Here is a 21,905-nt window from a genome sequence, read left to right on the forward strand (position 1 = left end):
CTCTGCCCGTCACGCATGGCATGAACCTCACACGTTCGATGGTACGAGTGAGGTTGGTGTGACTAGAGTGGCGATATCGAATCGTGAGGCAATCGCGACCTTGTTGGCAGCGATCGGTTCCGGACCGCGTCACGGCCATCCGTACCGGTCAAACCGCGCTTGCCACGGGTCGTCAAATCGGGTTTGGCCGCAAGGTCGGATAACCTAAGCAACCGATGACCGCTCGTTTCGACCTTCTCGTTGTCGGCTCTGGATTCTTCGGCCTTACGGTTGCCGAGCGCGTGGCTACTCAACTGGGAAAGCGCGTGCTCGTCGTCGACCGCCGCCCGCACATCGGTGGCAATGCGTATTCCGAGGCTGAGCCGCAGACCGGGATCGAGGTCCACAAGTACGGTGCCCACCTGTTCCACACCTCCAACAAGAGGGTTTGGGACTACGTGCGCCAGTTCACCGAGTTCAACGGCTACCAGCACCGGGTGTTCGCGATGCACAACGGGCAGGCCTACCAGTTCCCGATGGGACTGGGCCTGGTGTCGCAGTTCTTCGGCCGCTACTTCACACCCGACGAAGCGCGCCAGCTGATCGCCGAGCAGGCCTCGGAGATTCACACCGCCGACGCGCAGAACCTCGAGGAGAAGGCCATCTCGCTGATCGGCCGGCCGCTCTACGAGGCCTTCGTCAAGGGCTACACCGCCAAGCAGTGGCAGACCGACCCCAAGGAACTGCCCGCGGCCAACATCACCCGGCTGCCGGTGCGCTACACGTTCAACAACCGGTACTTCAGCGACACCTACGAGGGCCTGCCGGTCGACGGCTACACCGCGTGGTTGACCAGGATGGCCGCCGACGACCGCATCGAGGTCAGACTGGACACCGACTGGTTCGACGTCCGCGACCAGTTGCGGGCGGACAGTCCCGACGCACCGGTGGTTTACACCGGCCCGCTGGACCGGTACTTCGACTACGCCGAAGGCCGACTGGGCTGGCGCACCCTGGACTTCGAGGTGGAAGTGCTGCGGGATTGCGGTGACTTTCAAGGCACTCCGGTGATGAACTACAACGACCCCGACGTGCCCTACACCCGTATCCACGAGTTCCGGCACTTCCACGCCGAACGCGACTACCCGACCGACAAGACGGTGATCATGCGGGAGTACTCCCGGTTCGCCGAAGACGACGACGAGCCCTACTATCCGATCAATACCGAGGCCGACCGCGACCTGTTGGCCGCCTACCGGGCCAGGGCTAAGTCCGAAACCGCATCGTCAAAGGTACTGTTCGGCGGACGGTTGGGTACCTATCAATATCTGGATATGCATATGGCCATTGCCAGCGCACTGAACATGTACGACAACGTCCTAGCGCCGCATCTGCGCGACGGTGCGCCGCTGGTCGACGAGGGAGCCCGCGAATGAGTGCCGTCAGCCTGTTGTCCCGAATCATCCTGCCGCGGCCGGGTGAACCGCTCGACGTACGCAAGCTGTACCTGGAGGAGTCGACCACCAACTCCCGGCGTGCGCACGCGACCAGCCGGACGTCGCTGCACATCGGGAAGGAATCCGAGGTTTCCTTCGCCACGTATTTCAATGCGTTCCCGGCCAGCTACTGGCGGCGCTGGACGATCTGCACGTCGGTGGTGTTGCGCGTCGAGCTGACCGGAGCCGGTCGCGTCGACGTCTACCGCACCAAGGCCACCGGAGCCCGCATCTTCGTCGAGGGCCGCGAGTTCACCGGCACCGAGGAAGGCGCCCAAGGGCAGGGTGAAGTGCTCGAGATCGAGGTCCCGCTGAACCCGTTCGAGGACGGCGGCTGGATCTGGTTCGACATCACCACCGACACCGCGGTCACCCTGGTCGGCGGTGGCTGGTACGCGACCGAACCCGCGCCGGGCATCGCCAACGTCGCCGTGGGCATCCCGACGTTCAACCGCCCGGCCGACTGCGCGAACGCCCTTCGCGAACTCACCGCCGACCCGCTGGTCGACGAGGTGATCGGCGCGGTGATCGTGCCCGACCAGGGTGTGCGCAAGGTGCGCGACCATCCGGACTTTCCCGCCGCGGCCGCGCGGCTGGGCAACCGGCTCTCCATTCACGACCAGCCCAACCTGGGCGGTTCCGGCGGCTACAGCAGGGTGATGTACGAGGCCCTGAAAAACACCGACTGCCAGCAGATCCTGTTCATGGACGACGACATCCGCATCGAGCCGGACTCGATCCTGCGGGTGCTGGCGATGCACCGCTTCGCCAAGTCCCCGATGCTGGTGGGCGGCCAGATGCTCAACCTGCAGGAGCCGTCGCACCTGCACATCATGGGCGAAATCGTGGACCGGTCGAACTTCATGTGGACCGCCGCGCCGCACGCCGAGTACGACCACGACTTCGCCGAGTACCCGCTCAACGACGACGAGGACAAGAGCAAGCTGCTGCACCGGCGCATCGACGTCGACTACAACGGCTGGTGGACGTGCATGATCCCGCGGCAGGTCGCCGAGGAGCTGGGGCAGCCGCTGCCACTGTTCATCAAGTGGGACGACGCCGACTACGGCCTGCGGGCCGCCGAGCACGGCTACCCGACCGTCACGCTGCCGGGCGCTGCGATCTGGCACATGGCCTGGAGCGACAAGGACGACGCCATCGACTGGCAGGCCTACTTCCACTTGCGTAACCGGCTGGTGGTCGCGGCGCTGCACTGGGACGGGGACGTGTCCGGCCTGGTCCGCAGCCACCTCAAGGCGACGCTGAAACACCTTGCCTGCCTTGAATATTCGACGGTGGAGATCCAAAACAGGGCCATCGACGACTTCCTGGCCGGACCGGAGCACATCTTCTCCATCCTGGAATCGGCGTTGCCGGAAGTACGCCAGATGCGCACGGCCTTCCCGGACGCGGTGGTGTTGCCGGCGGCCAGCGAGCTGCCGGCGCCGCTGCACAAGAACAAGGTGATGAAGCCGCCGGTCAACCCGATGGTGATCGGCTACCGGCTCGTCCGCGGCATCCTGCACAACCTGAAGGCCGCCGACCCGGCCCACCACCAGCGCCCGGAGTACAACGTGCCCACCCAGGACGCACGCTGGTTCCGGCTCTGCACGGTCGACGGTGTCACCGTCACTACCGCGGACGGCTGCGGCGTGGTGTACCGGCAGCGCGACCGGGCCAAGATGTTCTCGCTGCTGACGAAGTCGTTGCGCCGCCAGCGGCAGCTGGGCCGTCGGTTCGACGAGATGCGCCGGGCCTACCGCGACGCGTTGCCCGTGCTGTCCAGCAAGCAGAAGTGGGAGATGGTGCTGCCGATCGATGGCGACAACCCATGACCGAGCCGGCCGAGCCGCCGTCCGGCGAAGTCGCCGTCATGGTGGCCGTCCAGCAGGCGCTGGCTGACCGCCCAGGGGTGCTACCCGCGGCGCGGGGGCTGTCGCACTTCGGCGAGCACAGCATCGGCTGGGTGGCCGTGTCGCTGCTGGGCGCCGTGCTGGCGCCGCGCCGCCGCCGGGAATGGCTGGTGGCCGGCGCCGGAGCGTTCGCCGCACATGCCGCCGCGGTACTGGTCAAGCGGGTGGTGCGGCGCAAGCGGCCACATCACCCGGCCGTCGCGGTCAACGTCGGCACACCCAGCCAGCTGAGCTTTCCGTCGGCCCACGCCACCTCCACCACGGCCGCGGCCATCCTGATGAGCCACGCCACCGGGCTGCCCCTGCGCGGGATACTGGTGCCTCCGATGGCGCTGTCGCGAATCCTGGCGGGCGTGCACTATCCCAGCGACGTGGTCGCCGGGATTGCCCTGGGTGCGGCCGTCGCGCACATCGCCATCCGGCTGGACAGAGGTGCTCGGGCATGAGTGAACATGAGTGAAGACGTGATGACCGGACAAGCTCCGAGCAACCTGGTCACCGGCGTGATCAAGGCGATCCGCCCGCGGCAGTGGGTGAAGAACGTGCTGGTGCTGGCCGCGCCGGTGGCCGGGTTGGGCAGCGGTATCCGCTACGACTACCACCAGATGCTGACTCAGGTGGCCGTGGCTTTCGTGGCGTTCAGCCTGGCGGCCTCGTCGATCTACCTGGTCAACGACGTGCGCGACGTCGAAGCCGACCGGGAGCACCCCACCAAGCGATACCGGCCGATCGCGGCCGGTGTGGTGCCCGAGTGGCTGGCCTACGTCCTGGCCGTGATCCTGGGCGCGGCGTCGCTGGCCGTGGCCTGGCTGCCGCTGCACAAGCCCAACCTCGCGGTGGTGATGGCGGTGTACATCGTCATGCAGCTGGGCTATTGCTTCGGCCTCAAACACCAAGCGGTGCTTGACATCTGCATCGTGTCGTCGGCGTATCTGCTGCGGGCCATCGCCGGCGGCGTGGCAACCGACATCCCGCTGTCCCAGTGGTTCTTGCTGTCGGCGGCGTTCGCGTCGCTGTTCATGGTGGCCGGCAAGCGCTACGCGGAGTTGCAGCTGGCCGAGCGTACCGGCGCGGCGATCCGCAAGTCGCTGGAAAGCTACACCAGCACCTACCTGCGATTCGTCTGGACATTGTCAGCCACCGCGGTGGTGATGTGCTACGGCCTGTGGGCATTCGAGCGCGACCACCACTCGGGGTCCTGGTACGCGGTGTCGATGGTCCCCTTCACCATTGCGATCTTGCGCTATGCGGTGGACGTCGACGGTGGCCTGGCCGGCGAGCCCGAGGACATCGCACTGCGCGACCGGGTGCTGCAGCTGCTGTTCGTGGCGTGGATCGCAACAATTGGGGCCGCCGTTGCCTGGGGCTAGCCCGCTGACCACCCGCCTCAAGGGCCTACCGGGACTGACGGGCCCGATCCGCATCAAGGCCCTCAACGGCGCGATGATGCGCCGCCGGCCGATCGCGGTCAGGCGGGTATTTCGGCCGATCTTCCGCTACCACCGGGTGGTCCGGATCAGCCTGTGGATCAGCGTGGTGGTCGTCGTCCTGCTGTTCGGTTGGGGCGCTTGGCAACGACGCTGGATCGCCGACGACGGCCTGATCGTGCTGCGTACGGTGCGAAATCTGTTGGCCGGCAACGGTCCGGTGTTCAACATGGGCGAGCGCGTCGAAGCCAACACCTCCACGCTGTGGACCTATCTGGTGTATGTGGGCAGTTGGGTCGGCGGACCGATGCGCCTGGAGTACGTGGCGTTGTTCCAGTCCCTGGTGCTTTCGGTGCTGGGGGTGGCGCTGCTGATGCTGGGTGCCGGCCGGTTGTACGCACCGAGCCTGCGAGGCCGCAGAGCGATCATGCTGCCTGCCGGTGCGCTGGTCTACATCGCGCTGCCACCGGCGCGTGACTTCGCCACGTCCGGATTGGAGAGCGGGCTGACGCTGGCGTATCTGGGGCTGCTGTGGTGGATGATGGTCTGCTGGTCGCAGCCGCTGCGCAACCGTCCGGACACCGCGTGGTTCATCGGTGCGCTGGCCTCTGTCGCGGGTTTGAGCGTGCTGGTGCGCCCCGAGTTGGCGCTGATGGGCGGCCTGGCCCTGATCATGATGCTGATCGCGGCCCGTACCTGGCAGCGCCGGGTGCTGATCGTGGTGGCCGGCGGCTTCCTGCCGGTCGCCTACCAGATCTTCCGGATGGGCTACTACGCCCTGCTGGTGCCCGGGACCGCGCTGGCCAAGGACGCCGCCGGCGACAAGTGGTCGCAGGGCATGACCTACCTCTCGAATTTCAATGCGCCCTATGCGCTGTGGGCGCCGCTGGTGCTGCTGGTGCCGCTCGGGCTGTTGTTGATGGTGGCCCGCCGCCGGCCATCGTTCCTGCGCCCGATGGAGGCACCCAACTACGGCCGGGTGGCCCGGGCGGTGCAAAGTCCCACGGCCGCAGTGGTTTTCGTCCTCGTCAGCGGTTTTCTGCAGGCGCTCTACTGGATCCGGCAGGGCGGCGACTTCATGCACGGCCGGGTGTTGCTCGCACCGCTATTTTGTTTGCTGGCCCCGGTGGCGGTGATCCCGGTGATGCTGCCCGAGGGCAAGGATTTCACCCGCGAGACGGGTGCCTGGTTGGCCGGTGCCGCCGGCGTGCTGTGGCTGGGAGTCGCGGGCTGGTCACTGTGGGCAGCAAACTCGCCGGGGATGGGTGACGACGCCACCCGGGTCACCTACACCGGCATTGTCGACGAGCGCCGCTTCTATGCGCAGGCCACCGGGCACGCGCATCCGTTGACCGCCGCCGATTACCTGGGCTACCCGAGGATGGCTGCCATCCTGACGGCCATCAACAACACTCCGGACGGGGCGTTGCTGCTGCCGTCGGGCAACTACACCCAATGGGACCTGGTGCCGATGCTCAAGGGGGCCAACGATGGAAAGCCCTTGCACGCAGTGTTTTTCACCAATCTCGGCATGGTGGGCATGAACGTCGGGCTGGATGTCAGAGTGATCGACCAAATCGGCCTGGCGAATCCGCTGGCGCAACATACCGAGCGGCTGAAGCACGGCCGGATCGGGCATGACAAGAACCTCTTCCCGGACTGGGTGGTCGCCGACGGTCCGTGGGTGAAAATTCCGCCGGGGATTCCCCCATACCTGGATCAGCAGTGGGTCGCCGAGGCGGTGGCGGCCCTGAAGTGTCCGGAAACCGAGGCGGTGCTGAGTTCGGTGCGCGCGCCGATGTCCCTGCACCGCTTCATTTCCAACTTCGTGAACTCCTACGAATTCACCACCTACCGCATCGACCGGGTACCGCTCTTCGAGCTCGTCCGGTGTGGACTCAATGTGCCCGACGCCGGTCCTCCGCCCCCGCGCGACTGAGTTCCCGAAGAGTTTTTCGTAGAGATTTGAAGGCCGGCTGCAGTGATGTTTCCGGTGTGTGCCGGGAGATTGACAGCAAAATCACATCCCAACGCTAACCAGCAGGCTACGGCGGGTGGGCACATGCGGAAACGTCCGTTCAAAGCGTGGTATTCGAGCCGGAATTCGCGTCGGACGTGCGTTGAATAGCGGTTTGCGGGGCCCGCTCGATGTGAGGCACCGCCCGAAGTTGTGATTGACTACACGGGCACTGCAGCGTCCGACGCTTGCAGTTCGACGTCCCATAAAGAGTTCAACCTAGTTCAGGGAAGCGCCCAAACGTATTTGGATGCGCCTAAGAGGGTGAGGAAAGCAACGATGAAGCTTGTTGACAGGTTTCGCGGTGCCGTGACAGGTATGCCGCGCAGATTCGTGGTGGGAGCCGTTGGTGCGGCCGTGCTGTCGGGTCTGATCGGCGCCGTCGGGGGCTCCGCGACTGCGGGAGCTTTCTCCCGGCCAGGCCTGCCAGTCGAGTATCTGCAGGTTCCGTCGGCGGCGATGGGCCGCGAGATCAAGGTCCAGTTCCAAAGCGGCGGCCCCAACTCGCCCGCGCTGTACCTGCTCGACGGTATGCGCGCACAGGACGACTTCAACGGCTGGGACATCAACACCCCGGCGTTCGAGTGGTACTACCAGTCGGGCATCTCGGTCGCGATGCCCGTCGGCGGACAGTCCAGCTTCTACTCGGACTGGTACAGCCCCGCCTGCGGTAAGGCCGGTTGCACTACCTACAAGTGGGAGACCTTCCTGACCAGCGAGCTGCCGGCCTTCCTGCAGAGCCAAAAGCAGGTCAAGCCCACCGGCAGCGCGGTGGTCGGTCTGTCGATGGCCGGCTCGTCGGCGCTGATCCTGGCGGCCGACCACCCCGGCCAGTTCATCTACGCCGGTTCGCTCTCGGCGCTGCTGGACCCGTCACAGGCGATGGGGCCCACGCTGATCGGCCTGGCCATGGGTGACGCGGGCGGCTACAAGACCAAGGACATGTGGGGCCCCAAGGAGGACCCGGCCTGGAAGAACAACGACCCGTCGCTTCAGGTGGGCAAGCTGGTCGCCAACAACACCCGCATCTGGATCTACTGCGGTAACGGCAAGCCGTCGGAACTGGGTGGCGACAACCTGCCCGCGAAGTTCCTGGAGGGCTTTGTGCGCACCAGCAACCTGAAGTTCCAGGACGCCTACAAGGCGGCCGGTGGCAACAACGCGGTGTTCAACTTCGACGCCAACGGCACTCACAGCTGGGAGTACTGGGGTTCGCAGCTCAACGCGATGAAGCCTGACCTGCAGCGGGTGCTGGGCGCCACGCCTGGCCCCGTCGGGCCCCCCGCTGCTGCTGCCGCCGCCGGGTCTCCCGGTGCCGGCGGTACCACCCACGGCACCTAGGATTTCTGGGTTGCTCGGGATTGCCTGACGGCAGTCTCCGAAACAAGCACCGCTGACGGCGGCGACTCCGAGGGGTCGCCGCCGTCAGCCATTTCCGGGTGTGTGAAGTGTGGTGTAGTTCACTACCCGCCTACCGCGCCCCGGTGCGGGCTGGATAGTGTTCACACACAGCTACAGACGATGGAGGTGGACATGAGGGGCATAAGGCGTCTGTCGACGGTTATGCGGGTGCTCTGCGTTGCCGCACTGTCGGTCGGGATAGCCGGAGTCGGGGCAACCGCGGCCGGCACCGCGAAGGCGGCCGGGTTCGAATCCCTGATGGTGCCGTCGGGAGCCATGGGCCGGGACATCCCGGTGGCGTTCATGGCGGGCGGCCCGCACGCGGTCTACCTGCTCGACCCGTTCAACGGCGGCCCCGATGTCAGCAACTGGGTCACCGCGGGCAACGCGATGAACACGCTGGGCGGCAAGGGCATCTCGGTAGTCGCGCCCGCCGGTGGCGCGTTCAGCATGTACACCAACTGGGAACAGGACGGCAGCAAGCAGTGGGACACGTTCCTGTCCCAGGAGCTGCCCAACTGGCTGGCCGCGAACAAGGGCCTCGCGCCCGGTGGCCACGCCGTCGTCGGCGCCTCCCAGGGCGGCTACGGCGCGATGGCGCTGGCCGCCTTCCACCCCGACCGGTTCGGCTTCGCCGGCTCGATGTCGGGCTTCCTGTACCCGTCGGAAACCACGATGAACGGCGCGATCCTCGCCGGCCTGCAGCGGTACGGCGGCGTCGACGGCAACGGCATGTGGGGTGCGCCACAGCTGGGCCGCTGGAAGTGGCACGACCCCTGGGTGCACGCATCGTTGCTCGCGCAGAACAACAGCCGGGTGTGGGTCTTCGCACCGAAGGTCACCAATGGTGACCCAGTCGCCATGATCGACGCGGCCGACCAGGCGCTGGGCAGCAGCCTGTCGTTCTACCAGCAGTATCGGACCGTCGGCGGGCACAACGGCCACTTCGACTTCCCGGGCGGCGGCGACCACGGCTGGGGATCGTGGAGCGCGGAATTGGGCGCGATGTCGGGTGACATCGTCGGCGCCATTCGGTAGCCAGGCGAGTCTCGAAACGGCCGAGCGCCGCTCAGCGGCCCGGATGGCCGGCTGCGGCGAGCCGGTACCGTGTAAGGCAGTGCAGCAGGGGTCGGGACGGCCGTGTCGCTGCGACCTACGGACACTTGCCAGCAGGAGACCGCCATGGCCAAAACGGCCAAGAACGCGCGGCGTAAACGCCACCGAGTCCTCGCCTGGGCTGCTGCCTGTTCGATGGCGCTGGTGGTCATCGTGGTCATCGTGGCCGTGGTGATCATGCTGCGCACCCCCACCATGGGGTCCACGCCTCCCGCGGCGCCGCCCGGCGCGCTGCCCCCGTCCGCCACCGCCAGCCCGCACCCGCACAAGCCGCGACCGGCGTATCAAGACCAGTCCTGCCCGGACGTGCAGTTGATCAACGTTCCCGGCACCTGGGAGTCGTCGCTGCAGGATCCTGCGCTTGCACCGATGCAATTCCCGAACGCGTTGCTGCACAACGTGGTGAACACCCTGGGCCAGCAGTTCGGCCCGTCGCGCGTGCAGACGTTCACCGTTCCCTACACGGCGCAGTTCCACAACCCGCTCAGCGGCGACACTCAGATGTCCTACAACGAGAGCCGTGAACAAGGCATGCAGGCCACGCTCAAGGCGATGACCGATATGACCAACAAATGCCCGCTGACCAGCTACGTACTGCTGGGCTTTTCGCAGGGCGCGGTGATCGCGGGCGACATCGCCAGCATGGTCGGCAACGGCCGGGGTCCCGTCGACGACGACCTGGTCCTCGGCGTGACCTTGATCGCCGACGGCCGTCGCCAGGTGGATGTGGGCAAGGACATCGGACCCAACCCGCCCGGCGAGGGTGCCGAGGTCACGCTGCACGAGATACCGATGCTGTCCGGGCTGGGTCTGACCATGACCGGCGCGCGAGACGACGGGTTCGGCACGCTCAACGACAAGACCTTCGAGATCTGCGCCCCGGGCGACCTCATCTGCGCCGCCCCGAAAGAGGCGTTCAATATCGCCAACCTGCCGAACACGCTGAATACCCTCGCCGGCAACGGCGCCCAGCCGATCCACGCGATGTATGCCACAACGCAGTTCTGGAACCTGGACGGCGCGCCGGCGACCGATTGGACGTTGAACTGGGCGCACGGCGTCATTGAGAACGCGCCGCATCCTAAACACGGATGACATAAGGCTTGGTGCGCCGATAGCGGGCTCGATCAGCGGTACCTTGTGATTTGGTCTGCCGCGCGCCGCCCCTTAACATTAAGAAAAAATTAAGAGCATTAGAGCATTGGTTGGCCCGATCGGGTCCAAGCTGGCACCAACCCGGCAACGGCGCAAGCATGCGCGGTGCGTGGGTCGGCCCGCGCGGAGGTAAAACGTCGGCGAAGCCGACCACACAAGCGAGACCGGTCGGCGCAGCCGACCACAGCGAGTATCTGACAGGAGACGGCGGCATGGCGTACCACAACCCGTTCATCGTGAATGGGAAGATCCGGTTTCCGGATAACACCAACATGGTCAGGCATGTCGAACGGTGGGCCAAGGTTCGCGGCGCCAGGCTGGCCTACCGGTTCCTGGACTACTCCACCGAACGGGACGGTGTCGAGCGCGACATTTCATGGTCGGACTTCAGCGCCCGCAACCGTGCCGTGGGAGCGCGTCTGCAGCAGGTTACCCAGCCGGGTGACCGCATCGCCATCCTGTGCCCCCAGAACCTGGACTACCTCGTTTCCTTCTTCGGCGCGCTGTACTCCGGACGGATCGCGGTGCCGCTGTTCGACCCCGCCGAGCCGGGTCACGTCGGCCGGTTGCACGCGGTGCTCGACGACTGCGCCCCGTCGACGATCCTGACCACCACCGACTCCGCCGAGGGAGTCCGCAAGTTCATCCGGGCCCGCGCGGCCAAGGAACGGCCGCGCGTCATCGCCGTCGACGCGGTGCCCACCGAGGTCGCCGCCACCTGGCAGGAGCCGGACGCCAACGAGGGCACCACCGCGTACCTGCAGTACACCTCTGGCTCCACCCGCACCCCGACCGGTGTGCAGATCACCCACCTGAACCTGCCCACCAATGTGGTGCAGGTGCTGAACGCGCTGGACGGCACCGAAGGTGACCGCGGCGTGAGCTGGCTTCCGTTCTTCCACGACATGGGCCTGATCACCGCGCTGCTGTCGCCGGTGTTCGGGCACAGCTTCACCTTCATGACGCCCGCCGCGTTCGTACGCCGGCCCGGCCGCTGGATTCGCGAGCTGGCCCGCAAGCCCGGGGAGACCGGCGGGACATTCTCGGCCGCGCCGAACTTCGCGTTCGAGCACGCCGCGATGCGCGGCCTGCCCCGCGACGACGAGCCGGAACTGGACCTGAGCAACGTCAAGGGAATCCTCAACGGCAGCGAGCCGGTGTCACCGGCGTCGATGCGCAAGTTCTTCGACGCCTTCGCGCCCTACGGCCTGAAGGAGACCGCGGTCAAGCCGTCGTACGGTCTGGCCGAGGCGACGCTGTTCGTGTCGACCACCCCGATGGACGAGACGCCCAGGGTCATCCACGTGGACCGCGACGAGCTGAACAAGCAGCGCTTCGTGGAGGTGCCCGCCGACTCGCCGAACGCCGTCGCGCAGGTCTCCGCGGGCAAGATCGGCGTCGACGAATGGGCGGCCATCGTCGACACCGAGACGGCCAGCGAGCTGCCGGACGGGCAGATCGGCGAGATCTGGCTGCACGGCAAGAACCTGGGCGTCGGCTACTGGGGCAAGGAAGACCAGACCACCGAAATCTTCCGGAACATCCTCAAGTCGCGGATCCCCGAGTCGCACGCCGAGGGCGCCGCCGACGACGGCCTGTGGGTGCGCACCGGCGACTACGGCACCTACCACGACGGACACCTCTATATAGCGGGCCGGATCAAGGACCTGGTCATCATCGACGGCCGCAACCATTACCCGCAGGACCTGGAGTACACGGCGCAGGAGTCGACCAAGGCGCTGCGCGTCGGCTACGTCGCCGCCTTCTCGGTGCCGGCCAACCAGCTGCCCCAGAGCGTGTTCGACGACCCGCACGCCGGCCTGAAATTCGACGACGAGGACACCTCCGAGCAGTTGGTGATCGTCGGCGAACGGGCCACCGGTGCGCACAAGCTGGACTACCAGCCCATCGCCGACGACATCCGGGCGGCCATCGCCGTCGGGCACGGGGTGACCGTGCGCGACGTGCTGCTGGTGCAGGCCGGGACCATTCCACGTACTTCCAGCGGCAAGATCGGCCGCCGCGCATGCCGCACCGCCTACCTCGACGGCAGCCTGCGCAGCGGCATCGCGTCCCCGACGGTCTTTGCGACCGAATCCTGAGTTAGGTACTGATGTCTGAGATAGACGATTCTGCGGAGAACACCGACAGCACCGAAGCGGGGAACGTGCCCGCCGAGAAGACCGAGATGACGGTCCCCGAGATGCGGCAGTGGCTGCGCGAATGGGTCGGCAACGCGGTCGGGAAGTCACCGGACTCGATCGACGAGTCGGTGCCGATGGTCGAGCTCGGCCTGGCGTCCCGGGACGCCGTGGCGATGGCCGCCGACATCGAGGACCTGACCGGCGTCACGCTGTCGGTGGCGGTGGCGTTCCAGCACCCGACCATCGAGTCGCTGGCGACCCGGATCATCGAGGGCGAGCCCGAGATCGACAATGCCGCCGACGACGACATGGACTGGTCGCGCACTGGCCCGGCCGAGCGTGTCGACATCGCGATCGTCGGCCTGGCCACCCGGCTGCCCGGGGACATGAACAGCCCCGAGGAGACTTGGCAGGCGCTGTTGGAGGGCCGCGACGCCATCACCGAGCCACCCGAGGGCCGCTGGTCGGAGTTCCTCGATGAGCCGCGCCTCGCCGCTCGTGTCGCGCAGGCCCGCACCCGCGGCGGCTACCTGAAGGACATCAAGGGCTTCGACTCCGAGTTCTTCGCAGTGGCCAAGACCGAGGCCGACAACATCGACCCGCAGCAGCGGATGGCGCTGGAGCTGACCTGGGAGGCGCTTGAGCACGCCCGTATCCCGGCGTCGAGCCTGCGCGGCAAGGCCGTCGGCGTCTACGTCGGCAGCTCCACCAACGATTACAGCTTCCTGGCCATCTCCGACCCGTCGGTCACCCATCCCTACGCGATCACCGGTACCGCCAGCTCGATCATCGCGAACCGGGTGTCGTACTTCTACGACTTCCGCGGGCCTTCGGTGACGATCGACACCGCTTGCTCGAGTTCGCTGGTGGCGATGCATCAGGGCGTGCAAGCGCTGCGTCAGGGCGAGGCCGATGTGGTGCTCGCCGGTGGCGTCAACGCGCTGATCACCCCGATGGTCACGCTGGGATTCGACGAGATCGGCGCGGTGCTGTCTCCCGACGGCCGGATCAAGTCGTTCTCGTCGGACGCCGACGGTTACGTCCGCTCCGAGGGCGCGGGCATGCTGGTTCTCAAGCGGGTTGACGACGCCCGCCGCGACGGTGACCAGATCCTGGCCGTCATCGCGGGCAGCGCGGTCAACCACGACGGCCGTTCCAATGGCCTGATCGCCCCCAACCAGGACGCGCAGGCCGAGGTGCTGCGCCGGGCCTACAAGGACGCCGGCATCGACCCGCGCAACGTCGACTATGTCGAGGCGCACGGCACCGGCACCATCCTCGGTGACCCGATCGAGGCCGAGGCGCTGGGCCGCGTCGTCGGCCGGGGCCGTCCCGCCGACCGCCCGGCGCTGCTGGGCGCGATCAAAACCAATGTGGGCCACCTGGAGTCGGCCGCCGGCGCGGCCAGCATGGCCAAGGTGGTGCTGGCCCTGCAGCACGACAAGCTGCCGCCGTCCATCAACTACGCCGGGCCCAGCCCGTACATCGACTTCGACGCGATGCGGCTGAAGGTGATCGACCAGCCCACCGACTGGCCACGCTACGGCGGCTACGCGCTGGCCGGGGTGTCCAGCTTCGGCTTCGGTGGCGCCAATGCGCACATGGTGGTGCGCGAGGTCCTGCCCCGAGACGTGATCGAGCGGGAGCCCGAGCCCGCCCCCGAGCAGAAGGTCGCCGCTGGCGCGACCGAGGCGCCGGCCCTGGAAGGCCACGCGCTGCAGTTCGACGACTTCGGCAACATCATCACCGGCACCCCCGCGGCCGAGGAGCCGGAGTACGAGCTGCCGGGTGTCACCGAGGAAGCGCTGCGGCTCAAGGAAGTCGCGCTGGAAGAGCTCGCCGCACAAGAGGCTGCAGAACCCACCAAGCCGCTGATCCCGCTGGCGGTGTCGGCGTTCTTGACGTCGCGCAAGAAGGCCGCCGCCGCCGAGCTGGCGGACTGGATGGAGACGCCCGAAGGGCAGGCCTCGTCGCTGGAGTCGATCGGCCGGTCGCTGTCGCGGCGCAACCACGGCCGATCCCGCGCGGTCGTTCTCGCGCACGACCACGAGGAAGCCGTCAAGGGCCTGCGCGCGGTCGCCGAGGGCAAGCAGCGGCCGAACACATTCAGCACCGACGGGCCCGTGACCAGCGGCCCGGTGTGGACAATGGCCGGTTTCGGCGCGCAGCACCGCAAGATGGGCAAGAGCCTGTACCTGCGCAACGAAGTGTTCGCCGAATGGATCGAGAAGGTCGACGCGCTGATCCAGGACGAGCGCGGCTACTCGGTGCTCGAGCTGATCCTCGACGACTCGCACGATTACGGCATCGAAACCAGCAACGTCACCATCTTCGCGATCCAGATCGCGCTGGGCGAGCTGCTCAGGCATCACGGCGCCAAGCCCGCCGCGGTGATCGGCCAATCGCTCGGCGAGCCCGCGTCGGCCTACTTCGCCGGTGGGCTGTCGCTGGCGGACGCAACCCGGGTGATCTGCTCGCGCTCGCACCTGATGGGCGAGGGCGAGGCGATGCTGTTCGGCGAGTACATCCGGTTCATGGCGATCGTCGAGTACTCCGCCGACGAACTGAAGACGGTGTTCGCCGACTTCCCGGACCTGGAGGTGTGCGTCTACGCCGCGCCCAGCCAGACCGTCATCGGTGGCCCGCCCGAGCAGATCGACGCGATCGTCGCCCGCGCGGAATCCGAGGGCAAGTTCGCCCGCAAGCTCCAGACCAAGGGCGCCGGCCACACCTCGCAGATGGACCCGCTGCTCGGTGAGTTCTCCGCGGAACTGCAGGGCATCAAGCCGCTGACCCCGGGGGTCGGAATCTTCTCGACCGTGCACGAGGGCACCTTCGTCAAGCCCGGCGGTGACCCTATCCACGACGTCGACTACTGGATCAAGGGAATGCGGCACTCGGTGTACTTCACGCACGGCATCCGCAATGCCGTGGACAGCGGGTACACCACGTTCCTGGAGCTGGCGCCCAACCCGGTGGCCCTGATGCAGGTGGGTCTGACCACGGCGTCGGCCGGCCTGCATGACGCCCAGCTGATCCCGACACTGGCCCGCAAGCAGGACGAAGTCGAGTCGATGGTCTCGACCATGGCGCAGCTGTATGTGTACGGCCACGACCTGGACATCCGGACGCTGTTCCCGCGGGCAGCCGGGCCGGCCAGCCCGACAGATTTCGCCAACATCCCGCCCACCCGGTTCAAGCGCAAGGAGCACTGGCTGCCCGCGCACTTCGGCGGTGGCGGCTCGGTGCTGATGCCGGGTGCCCATGTCGCGCTGCCGGACGGTCGCCACGTCTGGGAGTACGCGCCCCGGGAGCAGACGGATCTCGCCGCGTTGGTGCGGACCGCCGCCTCCGAGGTGCTGCCGGACGCGCAACTGACGGCCTCGGAGCTGCGGGCGACGCCCGGCCTGGGTGCCAAATTGGTGACGACGCTGACTCGCCACCCCGGCGGCGCCTCGGTTCAGGTGCACGCGCGGATCGACGAGTCGTTCACGCTGGTGTACGACGCGCTGGTGGCGCGCGGCGGTTCGGAAGCGGTGCTGCCGGCGGCGGTTGGCGTCGGGACCGCGGTTGCTATTGCGCCCGCCGCCGAGTTGCCGACCGAGGACCCGCGTGCTGCCGCGATCAGCGCGGGGGAGGACATCGAGTCCGAAACGCTGGGTGACAGCCTGACCACCCGCTACATGCCGGCGGGCTTCACCAAGTGGTCCCCGGAGTCGGGCGAGACGATCGCCGAGCGGCTGGGCACCATCGTGGCCGCGGCCATGGGCTACGAGCCCGAGGATCTGCCGTGGGAAGTGCCGCTGATCGAGCTCGGCCTGGACTCGCTGATGGCGGTGCGGATCAAGAACCGCGTCGAGTATGACTTCGACCTGCCGCCGATCCAGTTGCAGGCGGTCCGCGACGCCAACCTCTACAACGTCGAGAAGCTGATCGAGTACGCGATCGAGCACCGCGACGAGGTCGAGCAGCTGCACGACTACCAGAAGGCTCAGACGGCTGAGGAAATCGGCCGGGCGCAGGCGGAATTGCTGCACGGCAAGACGCCGTCGACCGCGTCAGCACCCGAGCCGGAGGCCGCTGACCCGTCGATTCCGCCGCCGCCGACGGATCCGTCGGGCCCATCGGGTAACGGCGCGCAGCCCAACCTGGCCGCCGTTGCGGAGGCGCTCAACCAGCAGGCCGTCGCCGCGGCACTCAACTCCGACGTGCCGCCGCGCGACGCCGCCGAGCGGGTCACGTTCGCCACCTGGGCGATCGTCACCGGCAAGACGCCGGGCGGCATCTTCAACACGCTGCCCGCGCTGGACGAGGCCAGCGCCGCCAAGATGGCGCAGCGGCTATCGGAACGTGCCGAGGGGCCGATCACCGTCGAGGACGTGCTGAGCTCGTCGAACATCGAGGAGCTGGCCGAGAAGGTGCGCGGCTATCTGGAGGCCGGCACGATCGACGGTTTCGTGCGCACCCTGCGGGCGCGTCCCGAAGGCAGTTCCCGGGTACCGGTGTTCGTGTTCCACCCGGCCGGTGGCTCGACGGTGGTCTACGAGCCGCTGCTCAACCGGCTGCCGGCGGATACCCCGATGTACGGGTTCGAGCGGGTCGAAGGCTCGATCGAAGAGCGTGCGGCTGCCTACGTTCCCAAGCTGATCGAGATGCAGGGCGACGGGCCCTACATCCTGGCCGGCTGGTCGCTGGGCGGGGTGCTGGCCTACGCGTGCGCGATCGGGCTGAAGCGGCTGGGCAAGGACGTCCGCTGGGTCGGGCTGATCGACGCGGTGCGCGCGGGCGAGGAGATCCCGCAGACCAAGGAGGAGATCCGCAAGCGCTGGGACCGGTACGCCAAGTTCGCCGAGAAGACCTTCAACGTCACCATTCCGGAGATCCCCTACGAGCAGCTCGAGGAGTTGGACGACGAGGGACAGGTCCGGTTCGTGCTGGACGCCGTCGGCCAGAGCGGGGTGCAGATCCCGGCCGGGATCATCGAGCACCAGCGCACGTCGTACCTGGACAACCGCGCGATCGACACCGCCCAGATCCAGCCGTACGACGGCCATGTCACGCTCTACATGGCCGATCGCTACCATGACGACGCGATCATGTTCGAACCGCGGTACGCCGTTCGCAAGCCGGACGGCGGCTGGGGTGAGTACGTCGCCGACCTCGAGGTGGTGCCGATCGGTGGTGAGCACATCCAGGCCATCGACGAGCCGGTCATCGCCAAGGTGGGCGAACACATGAGCCGCGCGCTGGACAATATCGATGCTGACCGCAGCAGTGAGGTAGGCAACTAAGTGACCGAGATGGCGCCGGCTCCTATCCAGCACACCACCGCCGAGAAGCTGGCCGAGCTGCGCGCTCGTCTCGAGCTGGCCAAAGAGCCCGGTGGTGAGAAGGCCGCCGCCAAGCGCGACAAGAAGGGCATCCCGAGCGCGCGCGCACGGGTGCACTCGCTCGTCGATCCGGGCACCTTCTTGGAAATCGGCGCGCTGTGCAAGACGCCCGGTGATCCCAACGCGCTCTACGGCGACGGCGTGGTCACCGGGCACGGCATGATCAACGGCCGGCCGGTGGGGGTGTTCTCCCACGACCAGACCGTGTTTCAGGGCACGGTCGGCGAGATGTTCGGCCGCAAGGTGGCCCGGCTGATGGAGTGGTGCGCGATGATGGGGTGCCCGATCATCGGCATCCAGGACTCCGGCGGTGCCCGCATCCAGGACGCGGCCACTTCGCTGGCCTGGTACGCCGAGCTGGGCCGCCGCCACGAGATTTTGAGCGGCTTGGTGCCGCAGATCTCCCTGATCTTCGGCAAATGCGCTGGTGGAGCGGTGTATTCGCCGATCCAGGACGACCTGCTGGTCTCGGTGCGCGACCAGGGCTATTTCTTCGTCACCGGGCCGGACGTGATCCGGGAAGTCACGGGCGAAGATGTCACCCTCGACGAGCTTGGGGGCTCGGATGCCCAGGCCCGCTACGGCAACATCCACCAGGTGGTGGACTCCGAAGCCGAAGGCTTCCAGTACGTGCGCGACTTCCTGTCGTTCCTGCCGGCCAACTGCTTCGAGAAGGCACCGGTCGTCAATCCGGGGCTCGAGCCTGAGCTCACGCCCAGCGACCTGGAGCTCGACTCGATCGTGCCCGACTCCGACAACATGGCCTATGACATGCACGAGATCCTGCTGCGGATCTTCGATGACGGCGACTTCCTCGATGTCGCCGCCCAGGCCGGACCGGCGATCATCACCGGGTTCGCCCGGGTCGACGGGCGTCCGGTCGGCGTGGTGGCCAACCAGCCGATGCACCTGTCCGGGGCGATCGACAACGAGGCGTCCGACAAGGCGGCGCGGTTCATTCGATTCTGTGACTCGTTCGATGTGCCATTGGTTTTCGTGGTGGATACACCCGGCTTCATGCCGGGGGCCGAGCAGGAGAAGAACGGCATCATCAAGCGCGGCGGGCGGTTCCTCTACGCCGTCGTGGAGGCTGATGTGCCCAAGGTGACCATCACCATCCGCAAGTCCTATGGTGGCGCCTACGCGGTGATGGGGTCGCGGCAGCTGACCGCCGACTTCAACTTCGCCTGGCCCACCGCGCGCATCGCGGTGATCGGGGCGGAGGGAGCCGCGCAGCTGCTGATGAAGCGGTTCCCGGACCCGACGACGCCCGAGGCGCAGGCGATCAAGAAGGACTTCATCGAGGGCTACAACCTCAACATGGCGATCCCGTGGATCGCCGCCGAGCGCGGGTTCATCGACGCGGTCATCGACCCGCACCAAACGCGGCTGCTGATCCGCAAGTCGATGCACCTGCTGCGGGACAAGCAGCTGTGGTGGCGGGTGGGCCGCAAGCACGGGCTGATACCGGTTTAACGGCGAGCAGCTGCCCTGGCAGCTGCTCGCGGGGGCTCAGGCGGGTGTTTGCGTCGTCGCGGCGATGATCGCGGCTAGTTCGTCGGGTTCCGAACCGGCGTACGGGTGATCGACGACGTAGAGCCAACCTCCGTCCGGTTGACGCCGCGCCACCTCAGCCGTCACCGACGAAAGTTGTCCTCCGCCAACCTCGAACGTCCATTCGTTGCTCAGCACAGCAAGGTCCCCGGCGGCGATGGCGAATCGACTGCGGATCGTTATGTGACCGTTCATCGCGAGAAGCCCCAACCACTCCTCGCGGATCGCGGGTAATCCGGTGATGGTGGATCCGTCTACCAGGACCATCGTGGCGTCTTCCGCGTAAAGCGCCACAAGGCCGTCGATGTCTCCGTCGTTCACCGCTGCTTCGACGGCCGGGTGAATGGCGTTGAGTTCAATGCCTGGTTTCGTCCGCGTGCCCATTCGAGAAGCCTGCAACTATCAGGCCGTCTGGACAAGACTCCACACTCGACCGGCTCGCGCTACTTGGCGATCTTTACGACGCGATTGCCGTCGGCGATGTAGATGCCCGTCGGCCCGACTGCCACGCTGGTGGCCGACGTCAGCCCCTGAACCGGGATGTCGGTGGGCGTGGCGGAGTTGTTGGCGAACTTGCTCAAGCTGTACACGTAGGCCTTGCAGGGGCGTAGCAGTCCAGGCTCTTGACCCGGCCCGCATTCCTCGGCGAGCTCGTATCGGTCGCTGTTCGTGTCGAAAGCCATCGCGACGGTCCGCTTCGTCGGATGCGCGCTGTCCGATGCTTCGAACTTGCGAGGTTCCGTCGAGCCGCTGTCGATGACCCTGATGACGTCACTCATCGATGAGCCGACGAAATAGATTGCGCCCTTTGGGTCTACGGCGACAAACCGCCTCTCGGCGGTTGGGCCGATCGCCTTGGCTGCTTGGGCGCCCTTCGGTAACAGCAAGAGGCTTCGGTCGGTCAGCACGACCACGTCCCCGGCCGGTGTCACGGCGATCTTCCACGGGGACGGGTCGCTGATGCGTGTTCCGAATTCAAACGGCATCCGCACCGGGTCCGTCGAACCGGCGGGAAATTGCACGACGCCCCTGGGGTTGACGGTGAGAACGTAGATCGCCCCGTCAGGCCCTGCGGCCAGGCTGATCGGCACCCCGACGTTCGTCGAGACGTCCTTCTGAGTGGACGCGCCCGCCTCCAGCGTCAACACCCGGCCACCTCTGTCCCCGTAGCTGCCGCCGAGATTGTCGATCTTGTTGCCTTTGCCGGTGTCGGCAACGAAGACACCGTGGTCGGTTACCGCAACTGCCGCAGCAATTCCATCGAGCATGAGGGGAAGCGTCGTCTGGGTGCCCGGCGGCTCGCTGGCGGCTTTGCTTGAACTGGGTTTGCCCGCTGAGCTGTTCGTGCTCCCGCATCCGGCGACCAGCGCCAGAACCAACGTGACGGCAATGAGCAATGGATGACGCAACACCGGTCCAATCGTAGGGGCTCACGCCACCGCGATCCCGGTTGGGTCGTGGCCGACGGTGATGATGTTCAGGACGGTGTTGGTGGGGCCGATCACCGACACCGTGTCGCTGGACGCATTGGTGACGTAGACATCGCCGGTGGAGCTGACCGCCACCCCGACGGGATTGCTGCTGACCGAAATCGCCGTCAGCACAGTGTTGCTGGGGCTGATCACCGACACCGTGCCGTTGCCGTTGTTGGTGACGTTGACGTCGCCGGCGCGGGCGGCGAGCCCGGCGGCAGAAGGGTGGTCAGGGGCGGTCCGAGGAAAGGGGAGGCCCCGGCAAACGCAGGCGGTCGACAGCGGCCCGGGACGTTGGCTCAGAGTTGGCCGTTGGACACGGCGGCCGCCTCGGCGACATCGGGGAGTGGCCCGGTTACGGGTGTGGTTTGACTGCGCGAAGCCCACTGTGGGTCGTCGACGCAGTTGCCGGTAGGTCCGTCAACGTCCGTGCAGCCGACGACGGGTCGGGTTGGGCAGCCGTGGTGCGCTGCAGGTCGCCGTGGCTCTTGCGAGCGGGCTAGTGCACCGGCAGCGTCAGCACCCGGTTATTAGCCACCGTCCACCCGGATCCTCCCACCAGGCCAGCACATACCCGAGGAATTCACACTAAACGCCTAAAAGCCCCACCGCGCCGCGAATCACCAACATCGCGGGCACCACCGCACTCGGCGGCCGCAAACACGCCGAAAAGCTCCGCAAACGCTGGTGCGCCGCAGTCGCCCGGGCCGCAGTCGGTGCGACCGCTACTGGACCGGCAGTTTCAGCACTCGGTTGTTACCGAAATCGGTGACGTAGACGGTGCCGGTGCCATTCACCGCCACACCTTCGGGATACTTGAGGCCGATGAACGGCACCACTT

Annotated in this window: 14 protein-coding genes and 1 pseudogene; 11 read left to right on the top strand and 4 right to left on the bottom strand. The window is 66.9% G+C overall.

Annotated features, from left to right (window positions below; translation table 11 throughout):
* Positions 1-215: 215 nt before the first annotated feature.
* The 11 genes from glf (at position 216) to VML93_RS10880 (ending at position 19,514) form a co-directional block, all read left to right on the top strand.
* Positions 216-1,415: a UDP-galactopyranose mutase gene (gene glf / locus VML93_RS10830; RefSeq protein WP_325610420.1), complete on the top strand. Its 1,200-nt coding sequence runs from the start codon at positions 216-218 to the stop codon at positions 1,413-1,415.
* Complete coding sequence (locus VML93_RS10835; RefSeq protein ID WP_325610422.1) at positions 1,412-3,310, top strand: glycosyltransferase; 1,899 nt, start codon at positions 1,412-1,414, stop codon at positions 3,308-3,310. The genes glf and VML93_RS10835 overlap by 4 nt, the downstream gene beginning before the upstream one ends.
* Positions 3,307-3,834 carry a phosphatase PAP2 family protein gene (locus VML93_RS10840; RefSeq protein WP_325610424.1) on the top strand — a complete coding sequence of 176 codons (528 nt, stop codon included), beginning with the start codon at positions 3,307-3,309 and terminating at the stop codon, positions 3,832-3,834. The genes VML93_RS10835 and VML93_RS10840 overlap by 4 nt, the downstream gene beginning before the upstream one ends.
* Before the next feature lie 6 nt (positions 3,835-3,840).
* Positions 3,841-4,758 carry a decaprenyl-phosphate phosphoribosyltransferase gene (locus VML93_RS10845; protein WP_325610426.1) on the top strand — a complete coding sequence of 306 codons (918 nt, stop codon included), beginning with the start codon at positions 3,841-3,843 and terminating at the stop codon, positions 4,756-4,758.
* The gene (gene aftB, locus VML93_RS10850; RefSeq protein ID WP_414686330.1) at positions 4,733-6,754 is read left to right on the top strand and encodes a terminal beta-(1->2)-arabinofuranosyltransferase; all 2,022 of its coding nucleotides are present in this window, start codon (positions 4,733-4,735) and stop codon (positions 6,752-6,754) included. Before VML93_RS10845 ends, aftB begins: the two co-directional genes overlap by 26 nt.
* Positions 6,755-7,111: 357 nt before the next feature.
* A complete protein-coding gene (gene ag85A, locus VML93_RS10855) occupies positions 7,112-8,173 on the top strand; it encodes a diacylglycerol acyltransferase/mycolyltransferase Ag85A (RefSeq protein WP_325610428.1) in 1,062 nt (353 codons plus the stop codon).
* A gap of 222 nt (positions 8,174-8,395) precedes the next feature.
* Entirely contained in the window at positions 8,396-9,271 is an 876-nt protein-coding gene (locus VML93_RS10860) for an esterase family protein (protein ID WP_414686331.1), read from the top strand.
* A gap of 144 nt (positions 9,272-9,415) precedes the next feature.
* Positions 9,416-10,444, top strand: coding sequence for a cutinase family protein (locus VML93_RS10865; RefSeq protein WP_325610429.1), 1,029 nt, complete (start codon positions 9,416-9,418; stop codon positions 10,442-10,444).
* 272 nt (positions 10,445-10,716) lie between these two features.
* Positions 10,717-12,606 carry a long-chain-fatty-acid--AMP ligase FadD32 gene (gene fadD32 / locus VML93_RS10870; protein ID WP_325610431.1) on the top strand — a complete coding sequence of 630 codons (1,890 nt, stop codon included), beginning with the start codon at positions 10,717-10,719 and terminating at the stop codon, positions 12,604-12,606.
* Between the two features lie 11 nt (positions 12,607-12,617).
* The gene (gene pks13, locus VML93_RS10875; RefSeq protein WP_325610433.1) at positions 12,618-17,939 is read left to right on the top strand and encodes a polyketide synthase Pks13; all 5,322 of its coding nucleotides are present in this window, start codon (positions 12,618-12,620) and stop codon (positions 17,937-17,939) included.
* 9 nt (positions 17,940-17,948) lie between these two features.
* Positions 17,949-19,514 carry an acyl-CoA carboxylase subunit beta gene (locus VML93_RS10880; RefSeq protein ID WP_325610443.1) on the top strand — a complete coding sequence of 522 codons (1,566 nt, stop codon included), beginning with the start codon at positions 17,949-17,951 and terminating at the stop codon, positions 19,512-19,514.
* 36 nt (positions 19,515-19,550) lie between these two features.
* Here VML93_RS10880 and VML93_RS10885 read toward each other — a convergent pair whose 3' ends face one another.
* The 4 genes and pseudogenes from VML93_RS10885 to VML93_RS10900 all read right to left on the bottom strand — a co-directional run.
* Positions 19,551-19,976 (bottom strand): YybH family protein, encoded by a 426-nt coding sequence (locus tag VML93_RS10885; RefSeq protein WP_325610435.1) that lies wholly within the window; start codon positions 19,974-19,976, stop codon positions 19,551-19,553.
* A gap of 59 nt (positions 19,977-20,035) precedes the next feature.
* Entirely contained in the window at positions 20,036-21,004 is a 969-nt protein-coding gene (locus VML93_RS10890; RefSeq protein ID WP_325610437.1) for a hypothetical protein, read from the bottom strand.
* Between the two features lie 18 nt (positions 21,005-21,022).
* A complete protein-coding gene (locus VML93_RS10895; RefSeq protein ID WP_325610438.1) occupies positions 21,023-21,223 on the bottom strand; it encodes a hypothetical protein in 201 nt (66 codons plus the stop codon).
* A 578-nt stretch (positions 21,224-21,801) separates the two neighbouring features.
* Positions 21,802-21,905 (bottom strand): annotated as a pseudogene (locus tag VML93_RS10900) (hypothetical protein); the annotation flags it as partial.

The organism is Mycobacterium sp. (genome assembly GCF_035499775.1).
Taxonomy (GTDB): domain Bacteria; phylum Actinomycetota; class Actinomycetes; order Mycobacteriales; family Mycobacteriaceae; genus Mycobacterium.